The organism is Ruegeria sp. F11 (assembly GCF_056533855.1).
Map to the genome: position 1 here is coordinate 240334 of NZ_JBQFOW010000007.1, position 13283 is coordinate 253616.

The following is a 13283-nucleotide window of genomic DNA, read 5'->3' on the forward strand; positions in this document are numbered from 1 at the left end:
GTCAGGGGGTGTCCGAAAGGATGCATGCAAAGACCGCGTCTGCGCACCTGACGCCTTTTCTTTTGCCGGTTCCACGGCTTCATACAGGCTACCACTCACCCCCTTCGGAATGGGAACGGGGCTCTTCTGCGTGTGCAAAAGAGCCCCGATTTAGCGTCAGATGATGCAATGCCGCGTCTATGCACCTGTACGGGTAGATTTAACGGGTTTGCAGCCCTGAGGCAACCATATATCGCGGGCCGGTTTGCTGACCGCGCAATATATGGCTTTGTGGTTAGATGTTCTCCTGAACGTCAGAAGCGGCGTCCTGGATCGCGTCGCCAGCTTTCTCGATGTCTTTGCCAGCCCCTTTCGCGGTCTCGCAGGCGGTCAGGGCAAACAGGCTCAGGCCGATTAGAATTACGCGGATCATACTCATCTCCTTGGTGCTCGATCTTCTTTTCGGTAGCACCTTTTTTTGCGCCGAACCAGTGTTTTGGAGATGCGTTGAGACAGGATGATCCTCAGGGCGTCGCCCTACTGCCATGCGGCTTGTTCGACAGCCCCTGGACCCGAGGTTTCAATCCTTGCTGTCGGTGCAAAACAGTTCGTAAACCACTTCCAGCATGCGGCGGGGCCGGTCATCGGCAAGCCGATAATAGATCGCCTTGCCCTCGCGGCGCGGCGTGACCAGACCTTCGAGTCTCAGACGCGACAGTTGCTGGGACACGGCGGCTTGCCGTGCGGACAACAATTCTTCCAGTTCAGTTACAGATTTTTCACCGGAAACAAGATGGCACAAGATCATCAGCCGTCCTTCATGGCTGATCGCTTTCAGGAAATTCGAGGCGCGGGTCGCGTTGCCGACCATTCTGTCAAGTTCGTGTTTGGTCATGTCCGGGGACAACTGGGGCAGTGCCATACTCATCTGTTCCTTCAGGTCCGCGTTGCGCGAACGTTGTTTCCTCGACCCCAGTCGCATTGGACGGGTCACCTAATTACAAGTTTCGTACAATTCATTCCATATGCATGAATCAAAATACCGTGATGGAAGATAGCAAGCTGGCCGAAGTTTGCCGATGCCCGTCTTGCGGGGCCGAAACGCGGCGCCCTCGGCGTGGCGATTTTTGGGCCCGGCGGGAAGGATAACCACAATAGGTGCGCGAAACCGGCGGCCCCCCTTGCAGCCCCCCGGTGGCGACACTAAGACTCGGGTAACTCTTGTTGGGGTAACGTCCCGATCCATAGCAAAGCAGGCAGGTTCAAATGTTCGATCCAGTTGACACTTACATGAATACGCTCGTCCCCATGGTGGTCGAACAGACCAGCCGGGGCGAACGCGCTTACGACATTTTCTCGCGCCTGTTGAAAGAGCGGATCATTTTCATCAACGGCCCGATCCACGACGGAATGAGCCATCTTGTTGTGGCCCAGCTGCTGCATCTTGAGGCGGAGAACCCGAACAAGGAAATCTCGATCTACATCAATTCGCCTGGCGGTGTCGTGACCAGCGGTTTGTCGATTTACGACACAATGCAGTATATCAAGCCGAAATGTTCGACGCTGGTGATCGGTCAGGCGGCCTCGATGGGGTCGGTTCTGCTGGCCGGTGGCGAGACCGGGATGCGGTTTTCGCTGCCCAACAGCCGGATCATGGTGCACCAGCCCAGCGGTGGTTATCAGGGGCAGGCCAGCGATATCATGATCCACGCGGCCGAGACGCAAAAGCTGAAGGATCGCCTGTATGACATTTACGTGCGCCACACCGGTCAGACTAAAAAGGCGGTTGAAAAAGCGCTGGACCGTGACAATTTCATGAGCCCGGAAGAGGCCAAGGAATGGGGCCATATCGACGAGATCGTCGAAAACCGTGCAAAAATTGATACGGACGAGGCCTAGGTTCAAATCCTCGCGCTTCCGGCGCGAGGTGTGATTTTGAGATTGTAGCTGCCCCGGTGCTGCCCTAAGCTGCACCAAAAGGCGGCAAGCGGCCCGGTTTCGGGCGGCTGAGGATGGAGCCCGAAAGGTAGATCATGGCGACGAATTCAGGCGGCGACGGCAAGAACACGCTCTACTGCAGCTTCTGCGGCAAAAGCCAGCACGAGGTCCGCAAGCTGATCGCGGGACCCACCGTGTTCATCTGCGATGAATGTGTCGAACTGTGCATGGATATCATCCGGGAAGAGACCAAGGCCAGCGGTCTCAAGTCTTCGGACGGTGTGCCGACGCCCAAGGATATCTGCGAGGTTCTGGACGATTATGTGATCGGTCAGGCCACCGCCAAGCGGGTTCTGTCGGTTGCGGTGCACAACCACTACAAGCGTCTGAACCATGCCCAAAAAGCGGGCAGCGATATTGAACTGGCCAAGTCGAACATCCTGCTGATCGGCCCGACCGGCTGCGGTAAGACGTTGCTGGCGCAGACGCTGGCGCGGATTCTGGACGTGCCGTTTACCATGGCGGATGCGACCACGTTGACCGAAGCCGGTTACGTTGGGGAGGATGTCGAGAACATCATCCTCAAGCTTCTGCAAGCCAGCGAATACAACGTCGAACGCGCGCAGCGCGGCATCGTCTATATCGACGAGGTCGACAAGATCACGCGCAAGTCCGAGAACCCCTCGATCACACGCGATGTGTCAGGTGAAGGCGTGCAACAGGCTCTGCTAAAATTGATGGAAGGCACCGTTGCCAGCGTTCCGCCCCAGGGTGGCCGCAAGCATCCTCAGCAGGAGTTCCTGCAGGTGGACACCACCAACATCCTGTTCATCTGCGGCGGCGCGTTTGCAGGTCTCGACAAAATCATCGCACAGCGCGGCAAGGGTTCGGCCATGGGTTTCGGTGCGGATGTGCGGGACAATGACGAACGCGGCGTGGGTGAGATCTTCAAGGATCTCGAACCCGAAGACCTGCTGAAATTCGGTCTGATCCCTGAATTCGTGGGCCGTCTGCCGGTTCTGGCAACGCTTGAGGATCTGGACGAGGACGCTCTGGTCACGATCCTGACCAAGCCGAAGAACGCTCTGGTCAAGCAGTATCAGCGTCTGTTCGAGCTGGAAGACGCCGAACTGGCCTTTACCGACGACGCGCTGAAGTCGATTGCCAAAAAGGCGATTGAACGCAAAACCGGCGCGCGCGGGTTGCGGTCGATCCTCGAAGATATCTTGCTGGATACGATGTTCGAACTGCCGGGCATGAAAAACGTGACCGAGGTTGTGGTGAATGAAGAGGCGGTAACGTCCGACAAGCAGCCCTTGATCATCTACGAGGACTCTGCGGAATCTGCCTCGGCGGGCTAAACTCAGGTCATTTCATCCCATCGACCGGGTAGGGGGCGCTGCCCCCGCCGCGGCAAGCCGCGACTCCCCCGAAGTATTTTCGAACAGAAGAAGCAGGGGATCCGGACTTCATCTGGCCACAAATATCCCGGAGCGCGAGGCAGAGCCTCGCACCTGCGGATCGCTTTTCACAATAACGCGCATTTCATAAGAGAGGCCTAATGACAATTAAGCGCATTTCTTCTGGTGGCGAATTTGAAGCCAAAGCCGGGTATTGCCGGGCTGTCGTCGCGGGCGGTTGGGTGCATGTGGCCGGGACAGTCGGACGGGGTGATACGGTAACAGATCAATGCCGATCCGCTTTGGCCATAATCGAAAAGGTGCTGAAAGAGGCTGGGGCAAGTCTCTCGGATGTGGTGCGGGTCACGTATATGTTGCCGGATCGGTCCGAATTTGAACCCTGCTGGCCCATTCTGGCGGACACCTTTGGCAAGAACCCTCCGGCAGCGACGATGATCGAATGCGGGCTGATTGATCCGAAATATCGGATCGAGATCGAAGTGACCGCCTTTTTGCCGGAGTGACGCAGCCATCCCCGTTGCACTGGACCTCGGCGAGCCTTTGGTCCATACCTTCACCCAACCGAAACGCCGGAGGCAGATGATGGGAATCGTGAACACTCTTTTGCGGGCCGTGACCTGGTGGAACGGGGCCACCCTGAACACGCAGATTTTTACTGCACGCAAGGGCGTCAAGGTTGGCGAAGACGATGAAGGCAATGTCTTTTATCGCACCGCCGATGACAGCAAGCGCTGGGTGATTTTCAATGGTGAGGCCGAGGCCAGCCGGATCGACCCTGACTGGCATGGCTGGCTGCACCGGACCTGGGATGAGCCGCCGACGGATAAGCCGCTAAAGCACAAAGCCTGGGAAAAACCGCATCAGGAGAACCTGACCGGCACTGCACTGGCCTATGCGCCCGCAGGATCGCTGCGCCGAGCTGACCCGATTGAGCGCAAAGATTACGAGGCCTGGAGCCCGGAATAAACGAGGCAAGCGATGTCGACTCACAACTGGACCGAAGTATTTGTCGGCGGTGCCGTCTTGGCGTGTGCCGTCGCGTTTGGCGTCTATGCCAGCCAGTCCACCGGCCTTTCGCAAAGCAGCGCTGGGTATGAACTGGGCGCCTCTTTCCGTTCTCTCGAAGGAGTGGGGGTTGGCACTGACGTGCGTCTGGCTGGTGTGAAAATCGGCACCGTGACCAATGTCAGCCTGAACCCGGACACCTATCGCGCCGATACGACCTTTTCGATTGCGGACAGTATTCTTGTGCCGGATGACAGCGCCATCGTGATCTCGTCCGAAGGGCTGCTAGGCGGCAATTTTGTCGAGGTGATGCCCGGCGGGTCACCGTTTTTCTTTGAACCCGGCGATCAGATCGAGGACACGCAGGGCGCGGTCAGCCTGATTTCCCTGCTGGTCAAATTTGTGGCCGGAAGCGGCGACGAATGATGCGCTGCGCTCTGATTGCTCTGGCGCTGATGGCGACGGGCGCGGCGGCGCAGCAGAAGGTGCAATCAGGCCCCGGCGCGATATTGCGGGGTCTGGACAAGGTCAATGGCCAGACCGTCGATGTCGAGATGCAGAACGGCGCGACGCAGGCTATCTTTGGTCTGGATGTGGCATTGGGCGATTGCCGGTATCCGGTGGACAATCCAACCGGTGATGCCTTTGCCTATCTGACGGTCTGGGAAACCGGCAAGGCGGATCAGCTGTTTGACGGCTGGATGATCGCAACCTCTCCGGCGCTGAACGCGCTGGACCATTCCCGCTACGATGTCTGGGTGATCCGCTGTATCACCCCTTCGGCTGACTGAGGCACGGTTGCCGAGAAGTCGGCGCTGGCGCTGATAGCCTCATCCAGGTCTTGCCGGTATTGGCTGCGGGGGATCTCGATGGCTCCGAGCGTGGCCAGATGGGCTGTCAGGAACTGGGTGTCGAACAGTTGGAACCCGGTCTGCCGCAGGCGGTCGACCAGATAGGCCAGGGCGATCTTGGAGGCATCGGTGCGACGCGAAAACATGCTTTCGCCAAAGAACGCGGCCCCAAGAACCACGCCGTACACACCGCCCACCAGCCGGTCAGCTTCCCAGACTTCCAGAGAATGCGCGTGGCCCGAACGGTGTAGTTGCGCATACAGGTCGCGCAGTTCGGTGTTGATCCAGGTATCGGCCCGGTCAGCACAGCCATCCACGACGCTCATGAAATCGGTATCTATGGTGATCGTGAACCCGCAGTTCCGGATACGGCGCGCGAGGCTCCGTGAGATGTGGAACCCGTCCAGCGGAATGACCCCCCGGAACTTCGGATCGACCCAGAACAGGTCCGGGTCATCACGATGTTCCGCCATCGGGAAGATGCCGATGGAGTACCCATGCATCAAAAGCTCGGGGGACAGGCTCATACGGAACGCCCGAGGGCCGGCTGAGGCACCGGCCCTGTGGTCTTAATCGGCCATGTTCTCCGCAAGCCAGTGCTCCAGCCAGTGGATGTTGTAGTCGCCGCTGTGCAGGTCGGGCTCCTGCAGAAGGGCGTGGAACAGGGGCACGGTGGTGTCGATACCGTCCACGATCAGCTCACCCAACGCACGTTCCAGACGCGCCAAGGCTTCGGCCCGGTCGCGGCCTTGCACGATCAGCTTAGCGATCAGCGAGTCATAGTAGGGCGGGATCGAATAGCCGTCATAAAGCGCCGAATCCATCCGCACGCCCAGACCGCCCGGCGCGTGATATGCGGTGATCTTGCCGGGGCAGGGAGAGAAGTTGGGCAATTTTTCGGCGTTGATCCGGACCTCGATGGCGTGGCCGTTGATTTCGAGGTCGTCTTGGCCGAACGACATATCCTCGCCCGCCGCGACGCGGATTTGTTCGCGCACCAGATCGACGCCGAAGATGCCCTCGGTGACGGGGTGTTCGACCTGCAGGCGGGTGTTCATTTCAATGAAATAGAACTCGCCGTTTTCATAGAGGAACTCGATGGTGCCCGCGCCGATATAGTTGATCTTGGCCACGGCATCGGCGCAGATCTTGCCGATCTTGGCGCGCTCTTCGGGGCTGATGGCGGGGCCAGGGGCCTCTTCGAACACCTTCTGGTGGCGGCGCTGAAGCGAGCAGTCGCGTTCGCCCAGATGGACCGCCTTGCCCTTGCCGTCGCCAAAGACCTGAATCTCGATATGGCGCGGCGTGGTCAGGTATTTCTCGATATAGACCTCGTCATTGCCGAAGGCAGCCTTGCCCTCGGCGCGCGCGGTCATGAAGGCGCTTTCCATCTCATCAGCGGTCTGCGCAACTTTCATGCCGCGACCGCCGCCACCGGCGGTGGCCTTGATGATGACGGGATAGCCGAATTCTTCGCCGATCCGCTTGGCGTCGGCCAGCGTGGGAACGCCACCGTCCGAGCCGGGAACACAAGGCACACCCAGCGCTTTCATCGTGTCCTTGGCGGTGATCTTGTCGCCCATCACGCGGATATGTTCAGCGGTGGGGCCGATGAAGGTGATGCCGTGGTCTTCGACGATCTGCACAAACTCGGCATTCTCGGACAGGAAGCCATAGCCGGGATGGATCGCTTGTGCGCCGGTGATTTCGCAGGCCGAGATGATGGCGGGAACCGACAGATAGCTCTGCGGGCTGGGAGGGGGGCCGATGCAGACCGATTCGTCGGCCATGCGCACATGCATCGCGTCGCTGTCGGCGGTGGAATGCACGGCGACCGTCTTGATCCCCATCTCACGCGCGGCACGGATGACGCGCAGGGCGATCTCACCTCGGTTGGCAATCAGGATTTTATCGAACATCCGCCCGCCTTACTCGATGATGACCAGAGGGGTGCCGAATTCCACAGCATCGCCGTCGCCCACGAGAATGCGCTTGATGGTGCCCGATTTGGGTGCGTGGATGTGGTTCATGGTTTTCATCGCTTCGACGATCAGCAGCGTCTCGCCTTCGGACACGGATGCACCGACCGAGATGAACGAGGGCGCGCCGGGTTCCGGCTGCATGTACACGGTGCCAACCATGGGCGAGGTCACGGCACCCGGATGGCTGGCCGGATCATCGACGGCGGCAGGGGCTTCAGCCGGGGCAGCCGGGGCGGCTACGGGGGCCGGGGCAGGTGCGGCGGCGGGAACAGCGACCTGAACCGGGGCGGCCACGGTTTGCGACATGCGGCTGACGCGGACGTTCAGGCTGTCTTCCTCACCATATTCACGCTTGACCTGCAACTCGGTCAGGTCGTTTTCGCGCAGCAACTCGGCCAGTGCCTTGATGAACGCCACATCCGCTTCGTGTTTGGTATCTGTCATGAGTGTCCTCGACGGTTCCCCTTTGGCCCGTCTGTCCTTCGCGGGCTTTGGTCTGATTACGCGGCGTTATAAGCTATGCGCGCGGCCATGAAAAGCGCAGTCTGGGCTTGGCAAACTGGGTTTCAGACAGTTTACCACCCGCCGGACGGGTTAAAGCGGCATGCCCGACAGTTTTGCCACCAGTTCCGGCAATTTCCGGGCTCCGAATTTTTCCAGAAGCCGGGCGCGGTAGGCCTCGATCGTGCGGTAGCTGAGCCCCAGTTCAACGCCGATTTCCTTGGCCGACAGACCCCGGCAGGACAGGATCGCCACTTCACGTTCGCGCACGGTCAATTCGACCAGTGGGCGTTCTTCCGAGATGTCCGAGAAGCTCCAGATACCGTGCCGGAACGGGTCATCGGGCGTAAGGGATCGGCCGCGTGCCCGGCACCAGAACAGGTCTCCGTTACGGCGGCGCATGACCCGTTCGTCGGTATAGTATCCGGTGTCCTGCAGCGCGCGCAAGCCGCGTTGGCCGATCCTCTCCCAATCCGCGACCGAGGGGTAGAGGTGCAGCAGCGGCATGTTGCGATATTCGGCTTCCTCGCCACCGAAGGTCCGGGCAAACTGCAGGTTACAGCGCCGGATAATCCGGTTTTCCAGTTCCACCAGCCCAATCGGGGCGTATTCGAATGCGGGGTCGCTCATCTATTTATCGTGCCGGGAAACGGGGCGGAAATGAAGGGGCGATCGGAAATCTTGTTCAACGCGGCGGAAGGAGACCGATAAGGCTATTGGGTGGTTCGAGGCCCGCTCTTTTGTAAAGAATGTAAACTTTGATTGAAAACTGTGCGATAACTTATAGAAAAGGCAGGGCAGTCGTGAAAATTCCAAGGTGTAATACCAGATCGGCCCAAGGCGAAAGGAATTGCAGATGCCAAGTGCGCTGACCGGAAGCCGGATACGGGAACGCAGGCAGATCGCAGGTCTGCGGCAGGCCGAACTTGCGCGGCAGGTCGGAATCTCGGCGTCGTATTTGAACTTGATCGAACACAACCGCCGCCGGATCGGGGGCAAGTTGCTGGTCGATATCGCCGGGGCGCTGTCAGTCGAGCCGTCTCATCTGACGCAGGGGATCGAAGCGACGCTGATTTCGGCCCTTCGCGAAGCGGCGGTCGATGCGGTAGGCCAACAGGCCGAGGTAGATGGGTTAGAGGAGTTTGCGGGCCGCTTCCCTGGCTGGGCTGGCGTTCTGGCCCATATGCACCGCCGCGTCGTCTCGTTGGAGCGCACGGTTGCGACCCTGTCGGACCGGCTGACGCACGACCCTCAATTGGCAGCGTCCATGCATGAGGTGTTGTCGACTGCGGCTGCCATCCGGTCGACCGCTGCCATTCTTGCGGACACGCAGGACATTGATGCGGAATGGCAGGATCGGTTTCACAAGAACCTGCATCAGGATGCCGAACGCCTTGCCGACAGTTCCAAAGCGCTGGTCACATATCTGGATGAAAGTGACTCGGCCGCCGATCCACGCGGCGTGCCGTTGGAAGAGGTCGAGGCCTTTTGGGGCGCACAGGGGCATCACTTTCCCGAAATCGAGGCAAATGGTGATTGGTCGTCGATTGCGCTGGATGTTTTGGGCACGACCGCCGCCCGCGCCGTTGCCGAGGATGCGCTTCGGACTTACGCGGCGGATGCGCAGGTCATGCCTCTGGATGCGCTGACGGCTGCTTTGGGCGGGTCCGACCCCGACCCGATGGCACTCGCCGTTGAATTCTCGGTTGATCTGGCGACGGTTTTGCGGCGTCTGGCCTCGTTGCCCGAAGGCGCTCTGGCCCGCCCGGTGGGATTGGTTTTGTGTGACGCTTCAGGCAGTGTTTTGTTCCTGAAAACAATTCCGGGGTTTTCGGTTCCTCGCCATGGGGATGCTTGCCCGTTATGGCCACTGTACGCAGCCCTGAATCGGCCCCTGGTTCCGATTCGCAAGCGGGTTTTGCAAACAGGGCGCACCGCAGCCGAGTTTGACTGTTTCGCATTTGCCTGGCCCCAATCCCGTCCCGGGCACGACCTTGAGCCGGTCTACCGCTCAATCATGATGGTGCAGCCCGTGCCCGAGGGCCATACGGGGTCAAACGCAACGGCGCAGGTGGGTCCCGGTTGCCGTGTGTGCCCAAGCGCGGACTGTGCCTCGCGCCGCGAGCCTTCGATTCTAAGCGAAGGCTTTTGACAGTTTCCTGACAGAACGCTTAATCTGACTGAGGCGGATGGCAAATTGCGCGATCGGCTTTGGGAGGAACAGAAAATATGAGCCGAAAGGTTCTGCTGATAGAAGATGAGCCCAACATTGCCGAGGCCATCCGCTTTCTGCTGACTCGTGAAGGGTGGCAGGTGGAAACGCATGGCGATGGGGCGGATGCGGTGCAGGTCATCCAGAACGCGCGGCCTGATCTGGTTATTCTGGACGTCATGTTGCCGGGCAAAAGCGGCATGGACATCCTGCGCGACCTGCGGGATTTGGAAGACTTGCAGGGATTGCCGGTGCTAATGCTCACGGCGCGCGGTCAATCCCGCGACCGCCAGATGGCTGAAAACGCCGGGGTCAGCCGGTTCATGACCAAACCGTTTTCCAATGCCGAGGTGCTGACCGCCGTGCGCGATCTGCATGCTCAGGCCTCGCGGTTATGACCGGGGGAGGGGGCACAGGTCGTACGCCTTCAGGGCAAAGGCCTGCTCTGTTTCTGGAACGGCAAAGCTATCGCCGCCGAAGGCTGACGGATGCCGCCCGGCTGCTGCCGTTTTTGGGGGCGGCGATGCTGGCCATCCCCTTGCTGTGGCCAGATAATCAGGCCGAAGGTGCCGGGATGCCCCTGTCCGCGGCGATGATGTATATTTTCTTCTGCTGGGCGTTGCTGATCATTCTTGGGTTGGTCTTCGGCTTTGCCGCCCGGCGGTTCGGGGCGCGCGATGACGCGGATGCGGACGCAGACTGATGGCCACGCTGAATGTCCTGATACTGGTTTGTCTGGGCTATGTCGTTTTGCTGTTCGGGGTGGCGTTTGCCGCTGACAAGCTGGCCACGGGCAGACGCGGAAAATGGCTTCGGTCGCCTCTGTTCTACACGCTTTCCCTGTCGATTTATTGTACCGCCTGGACCTTTTACGGAGCGGTCGGAAGTGCCGCACGATCCGGGCTGGAATTTGTCACGATCTATCTGGGGCCGACGCTGGTCATGGTCAGTTGGTGGTGGGGCCTGCGCAAGCTGGTCCGGGTCGGGCGCAGCCAGCGCGTGACTTCAATCGCTGACCTGCTGTCGTCGCGCTATGGCAAGTCGAACACGCTGGCCGTGTGTGTGACCATTCTGGCGGTACTGGGTGGCACGCCCTACATCGCGCTGCAGTTGCAGTCGATCACGCTGTCCTTCTCGATCTTTGCCGAGGCCGATCCGACCGGTCTCTATCGCGAAGGGTCCAGCGTATTCTGGGTGGCGGCAGGCTTGGCGGTTTTCGCGATTCTGTTCGGGACCCGCAATCTGGACGCAAATGAACGGCATCACGGCGTCGTCACCGCAATCGCTTTGGAGGCGGTGGTCAAGCTGTTCGCCCTGCTGGCCGTTGGTGCTTTTGTGGTCTGGGGTGTGGCCGGCGGTGTAGGACCGATGCTGGACCGCATCGACGCGTCGGAAATCGGACAGTGGAACGTGGATGCCGGGCGTTGGACCACGCTGGTCTTCCTTTCAGCTGCCGCCTTTGTCTGCCTGCCGCGCATGTTTCAGGTCATGGTGGTCGAGAATGATGACGAAGGGCATCTAAGAACCGCCGCATGGGCCTTTCCGCTGTATTTACTGTTGATGAGCCTGTTTGTGATCCCGATCGCCGTGGTCGGGCTGGACCTGTTGCCCGCAGGTTCGAACCCGGATCTGTTTGTACTGACGGTGCCATTGTCGCAAGGCAATGAATGGCTTGCCATGCTGTCCTTTATCGGCGGGTTTTCCTCGGCCACGTCGATGGTGATCGTGACGGCGATGGCGCTGTCGATCATGGTGTCGAACCACGTGGTCATGCCGATCTGGCTGAGCACGCAGGAAGGCTCGGGGTCAGTGTCGGGTGACGTACGCAACATCGTTCTGATGGCGCGCCGGGTTTCCATCGCGGTCATCATGGCGCTGGGCTATTTCTACTATAGCCTGTCGGGCGGTGGCGCGGCGCTGGCCTCGATCGGGCTGATCGCCTTTGCCGGGATTTCGCAGATCCTGCCCGCTTTGGTCGGCGGGCTGTTCTGGCGCGGGGCCACGCGAACCGGCGCGCTGGTCGGCCTGACGGTCGGTTTCGTTCTTTGGATTTACACTCTGTTGCTGCCGGGCATGGGGAGCAGTTGGATGCCTGAATCGGTGTTGCAGAACGGCCCGTTCGGCATTGGCTGGCTGCGCCCGCATGCCCTGTTCGGCATCGAAGGGATAGACCCGATGGTGCATACGGTCATGTGGTCCATGTCGCTGAACACCGTCGCGTTCTGTGTCGCCTCTCTGCTGAGTTTTCCCAGCCCGCTGGAGCGGTTGCAGGGCGCCCAGTTCGTCAATGTGTTCGACCACTCGGTCGCGTTGCGCGGATGGACCGGATCGGTGGCGCAAAGCGAAGACCTGATGATCATGACCCAGCGGATTCTGGGCACCGGTCCGGCGCAAGAGTTCTTTCGGGCCGAGGTCGAGCAGCAGGGCGGCAGGACGCACCTGCCAGAGCCCACTCCGGGCTTTTTGGAACGTCTTGAACGCGAGCTAAGCGGTTCGGTCGGTGCGGCCACCGCACATGCGATGATCGGGCAGATCGTGGGCGGCTCGTCCGTTTCGGTCGAAGACCTGCTGGCTGTTGCGGATGAATCGGCCCAGCTTCTGGAATATTCCGGCCAGCTTGAGGTGAAATCCGCAGAGCTTAGCCGCACCGCGCGCAAGCTGCGCGAGGCAAATACCAAGTTGACCCAGATGTCCGAACAGAAGGACAGTTTTCTCAGTCAGGTCAGTCATGAGTTGCGGACGCCCATGACCTCGATCCGCGCTTTTTCCGAAATCATGCGCGATACAAGGGGCTTAAGCGGTGAGGATCAGACACGTTATGCCGCCATTATCCATGACGAAGCCCTGCGTTTGACGCGGTTATTGGATGATTTGCTGGACCTGAGCGTTCTGGAAAGTGGGCGGGTCAACCTGAACGTGGGTGATGACAGTCTGCGCTACGTTCTGGACCGGGCATTGTCCAGCGCTCTGGCCGGGTCCGATCAGACACTGAGGGTGCAACGCAGCAAGGCCTCGGAACGGATTGCGCTGCACACCGATCTGGACCGACTGGGGCAGGTGTTCATCAATCTGATCTCGAACGCGCAAAAGTACTGCGATGCGGAAGATCCGGTGCTGACCATCTCGGCCCATGATGTGGGGGGGCAGGTGGTGGTCGATTTCATGGATAATGGCAGCGGCATACCGCCCGAAGCCCAATCGCTGGTATTCGAGAAATTCGCGCGTGTGGGCGTCGACAAAGCGGGTGGGGCGGGGCTGGGCTTGGCCATCTGCCGCGAGATCATGCACCGCCTTGGGGGCGAGATCAGCTATCTGCCGGGGCAGGGAGGCGCTGCCTTCCGCGTCAGTCTTCCGCTGGCCTATCGGCAGGCCGCGCAATGATGTGTGTCTAAAG

The 13283-nt window shown here is 60.0% G+C and carries 16 protein-coding genes; 10 read left to right on the forward strand and 6 right to left on the reverse strand.

Annotated features, from left to right (window positions below; all coding sequences use genetic code 11):
* Nucleotides 1-274: 274 nt before the first annotated feature.
* On the reverse strand, nucleotides 275-412 hold the full coding sequence (locus tag ACR0NJ_RS11705) for an entericidin A/B family lipoprotein (RefSeq protein ID WP_480817306.1): 138 nt from the start codon (nucleotides 410-412) through the stop codon (nucleotides 275-277).
* Between the two features lie 147 nt (nucleotides 413-559).
* Entirely contained in the window at nucleotides 560-901 is a 342-nt protein-coding gene (locus ACR0NJ_RS11710) for an ArsR/SmtB family transcription factor (protein WP_480817307.1), read from the reverse strand.
* 344 nt (nucleotides 902-1245) lie between these two features.
* Between ACR0NJ_RS11710 and ACR0NJ_RS11715 the strand changes: the two genes are divergently transcribed.
* From ACR0NJ_RS11715 to ACR0NJ_RS11740, 6 genes are all read left to right on the forward strand, one after another.
* On the forward strand, nucleotides 1246-1878 hold the full coding sequence (locus ACR0NJ_RS11715) for an ATP-dependent Clp protease proteolytic subunit (RefSeq protein WP_480617214.1): 633 nt from the start codon (nucleotides 1246-1248) through the stop codon (nucleotides 1876-1878).
* Nucleotides 1879-2012: 134 nt separating this feature from the next.
* Nucleotides 2013-3278 carry an ATP-dependent Clp protease ATP-binding subunit ClpX gene (gene clpX, locus ACR0NJ_RS11720; RefSeq protein WP_480817308.1) on the forward strand — a complete coding sequence of 422 codons (1266 nt, stop codon included), beginning with the start codon at nucleotides 2013-2015 and terminating at the stop codon, nucleotides 3276-3278.
* Between the two features lie 200 nt (nucleotides 3279-3478).
* Nucleotides 3479-3841 carry a RidA family protein gene (locus ACR0NJ_RS11725; RefSeq protein ID WP_480817309.1) on the forward strand — a complete coding sequence of 121 codons (363 nt, stop codon included), beginning with the start codon at nucleotides 3479-3481 and terminating at the stop codon, nucleotides 3839-3841.
* Between the two features lie 79 nt (nucleotides 3842-3920).
* Nucleotides 3921-4304 (forward strand): NADH:ubiquinone oxidoreductase subunit NDUFA12, encoded by a 384-nt coding sequence (locus ACR0NJ_RS11730; protein WP_480617217.1) that lies wholly within the window; start codon nucleotides 3921-3923, stop codon nucleotides 4302-4304.
* A gap of 12 nt (nucleotides 4305-4316) precedes the next feature.
* On the forward strand, nucleotides 4317-4769 hold the full coding sequence (gene mlaD, locus ACR0NJ_RS11735) for an outer membrane lipid asymmetry maintenance protein MlaD (RefSeq protein WP_480817310.1): 453 nt from the start codon (nucleotides 4317-4319) through the stop codon (nucleotides 4767-4769).
* Nucleotides 4766-5134 (forward strand): DUF2155 domain-containing protein, encoded by a 369-nt coding sequence (locus ACR0NJ_RS11740; RefSeq protein ID WP_480817311.1) that lies wholly within the window; start codon nucleotides 4766-4768, stop codon nucleotides 5132-5134. Before mlaD ends, ACR0NJ_RS11740 begins: the two co-directional genes overlap by 4 nt.
* On the opposite strand, the gene aat is transcribed toward ACR0NJ_RS11740, so the two are convergent.
* From aat to ACR0NJ_RS11760, 4 genes are all read right to left on the reverse strand, one after another.
* Complete coding sequence (aat, locus tag ACR0NJ_RS11745) at nucleotides 5089-5721, reverse strand: leucyl/phenylalanyl-tRNA--protein transferase (protein ID WP_480817312.1); 633 nt, start codon at nucleotides 5719-5721, stop codon at nucleotides 5089-5091. The two genes, ACR0NJ_RS11740 and aat, sit on opposite strands and share 46 nt — an antisense overlap.
* A gap of 42 nt (nucleotides 5722-5763) precedes the next feature.
* Nucleotides 5764-7113, reverse strand: a complete 1350-nt coding sequence (gene accC, locus ACR0NJ_RS11750; RefSeq protein WP_480817313.1) for an acetyl-CoA carboxylase biotin carboxylase subunit — start codon at nucleotides 7111-7113, stop codon at nucleotides 5764-5766.
* Between the two features lie 9 nt (nucleotides 7114-7122).
* Nucleotides 7123-7620 carry an acetyl-CoA carboxylase biotin carboxyl carrier protein gene (gene accB / locus ACR0NJ_RS11755; RefSeq protein ID WP_480817314.1) on the reverse strand — a complete coding sequence of 166 codons (498 nt, stop codon included), beginning with the start codon at nucleotides 7618-7620 and terminating at the stop codon, nucleotides 7123-7125.
* Nucleotides 7621-7770: 150 nt separating this feature from the next.
* Nucleotides 7771-8307 carry a LuxR C-terminal-related transcriptional regulator gene (locus ACR0NJ_RS11760; protein ID WP_480817315.1) on the reverse strand — a complete coding sequence of 179 codons (537 nt, stop codon included), beginning with the start codon at nucleotides 8305-8307 and terminating at the stop codon, nucleotides 7771-7773.
* Between the two features lie 226 nt (nucleotides 8308-8533).
* On the opposite strand from ACR0NJ_RS11760, the gene ACR0NJ_RS11765 reads away from it, so the two are divergent.
* The 4 genes from ACR0NJ_RS11765 (at nucleotide 8534) to ACR0NJ_RS11780 (ending at nucleotide 13270) form a co-directional block, all read left to right on the forward strand.
* A complete protein-coding gene (locus tag ACR0NJ_RS11765; RefSeq protein ID WP_480817316.1) occupies nucleotides 8534-9829 on the forward strand; it encodes a helix-turn-helix domain-containing protein in 1296 nt (431 codons plus the stop codon).
* Nucleotides 9830-9906: 77 nt separating this feature from the next.
* Nucleotides 9907-10287: a response regulator transcription factor gene (locus ACR0NJ_RS11770; protein WP_480817317.1), complete on the forward strand. Its 381-nt coding sequence runs from the start codon at nucleotides 9907-9909 to the stop codon at nucleotides 10285-10287.
* A complete protein-coding gene (locus ACR0NJ_RS11775) occupies nucleotides 10284-10592 on the forward strand; it encodes a hypothetical protein (RefSeq protein WP_480817318.1) in 309 nt (102 codons plus the stop codon). Before ACR0NJ_RS11770 ends, ACR0NJ_RS11775 begins: the two co-directional genes overlap by 4 nt.
* On the forward strand, nucleotides 10592-13270 hold the full coding sequence (locus ACR0NJ_RS11780) for an ATP-binding protein (RefSeq protein ID WP_480817319.1): 2679 nt from the start codon (nucleotides 10592-10594) through the stop codon (nucleotides 13268-13270). Before ACR0NJ_RS11775 ends, ACR0NJ_RS11780 begins: the two co-directional genes overlap by 1 nt.
* The last annotated feature ends 13 nt before the right edge of the window (nucleotides 13271-13283 follow it).

Coding starts and splice junctions, on each gene's coding strand:
- ACR0NJ_RS11740 (WP_480817311.1), top strand. CDS start 4,766: ATGATGCGCTGCGCTCTGATTGCTCTGGCGCTGATGGCGACGGGCGCG.
- ACR0NJ_RS11705 (WP_480817306.1), bottom strand. CDS start 412: ATGATCCGCGTAATTCTAATCGGCCTGAGCCTGTTTGCCCTGACCGCC.
- accB (WP_480817314.1), bottom strand. CDS start 7,620: ATGACAGATACCAAACACGAAGCGGATGTGGCGTTCATCAAGGCACTG.
- clpX (WP_480817308.1), top strand. CDS start 2,013: ATGGCGACGAATTCAGGCGGCGACGGCAAGAACACGCTCTACTGCAGC.
- ACR0NJ_RS11760 (WP_480817315.1), bottom strand. CDS start 8,307: ATGAGCGACCCCGCATTCGAATACGCCCCGATTGGGCTGGTGGAACTG.
- mlaD (WP_480817310.1), top strand. CDS start 4,317: ATGTCGACTCACAACTGGACCGAAGTATTTGTCGGCGGTGCCGTCTTG.
- aat (WP_480817312.1), bottom strand. CDS start 5,721: ATGAGCCTGTCCCCCGAGCTTTTGATGCATGGGTACTCCATCGGCATC.
- ACR0NJ_RS11775 (WP_480817318.1), top strand. CDS start 10,284: ATGACCGGGGGAGGGGGCACAGGTCGTACGCCTTCAGGGCAAAGGCCT.
- ACR0NJ_RS11765 (WP_480817316.1), top strand. CDS start 8,534: ATGCCAAGTGCGCTGACCGGAAGCCGGATACGGGAACGCAGGCAGATC.
- ACR0NJ_RS11730 (WP_480617217.1), top strand. CDS start 3,921: ATGGGAATCGTGAACACTCTTTTGCGGGCCGTGACCTGGTGGAACGGG.
- ACR0NJ_RS11710 (WP_480817307.1), bottom strand. CDS start 901: ATGGCACTGCCCCAGTTGTCCCCGGACATGACCAAACACGAACTTGAC.
- ACR0NJ_RS11780 (WP_480817319.1), top strand. CDS start 10,592: ATGGCCACGCTGAATGTCCTGATACTGGTTTGTCTGGGCTATGTCGTT.
- ACR0NJ_RS11770 (WP_480817317.1), top strand. CDS start 9,907: ATGAGCCGAAAGGTTCTGCTGATAGAAGATGAGCCCAACATTGCCGAG.
- ACR0NJ_RS11715 (WP_480617214.1), top strand. CDS start 1,246: ATGTTCGATCCAGTTGACACTTACATGAATACGCTCGTCCCCATGGTG.
- ACR0NJ_RS11725 (WP_480817309.1), top strand. CDS start 3,479: ATGACAATTAAGCGCATTTCTTCTGGTGGCGAATTTGAAGCCAAAGCC.
- accC (WP_480817313.1), bottom strand. CDS start 7,113: ATGTTCGATAAAATCCTGATTGCCAACCGAGGTGAGATCGCCCTGCGC.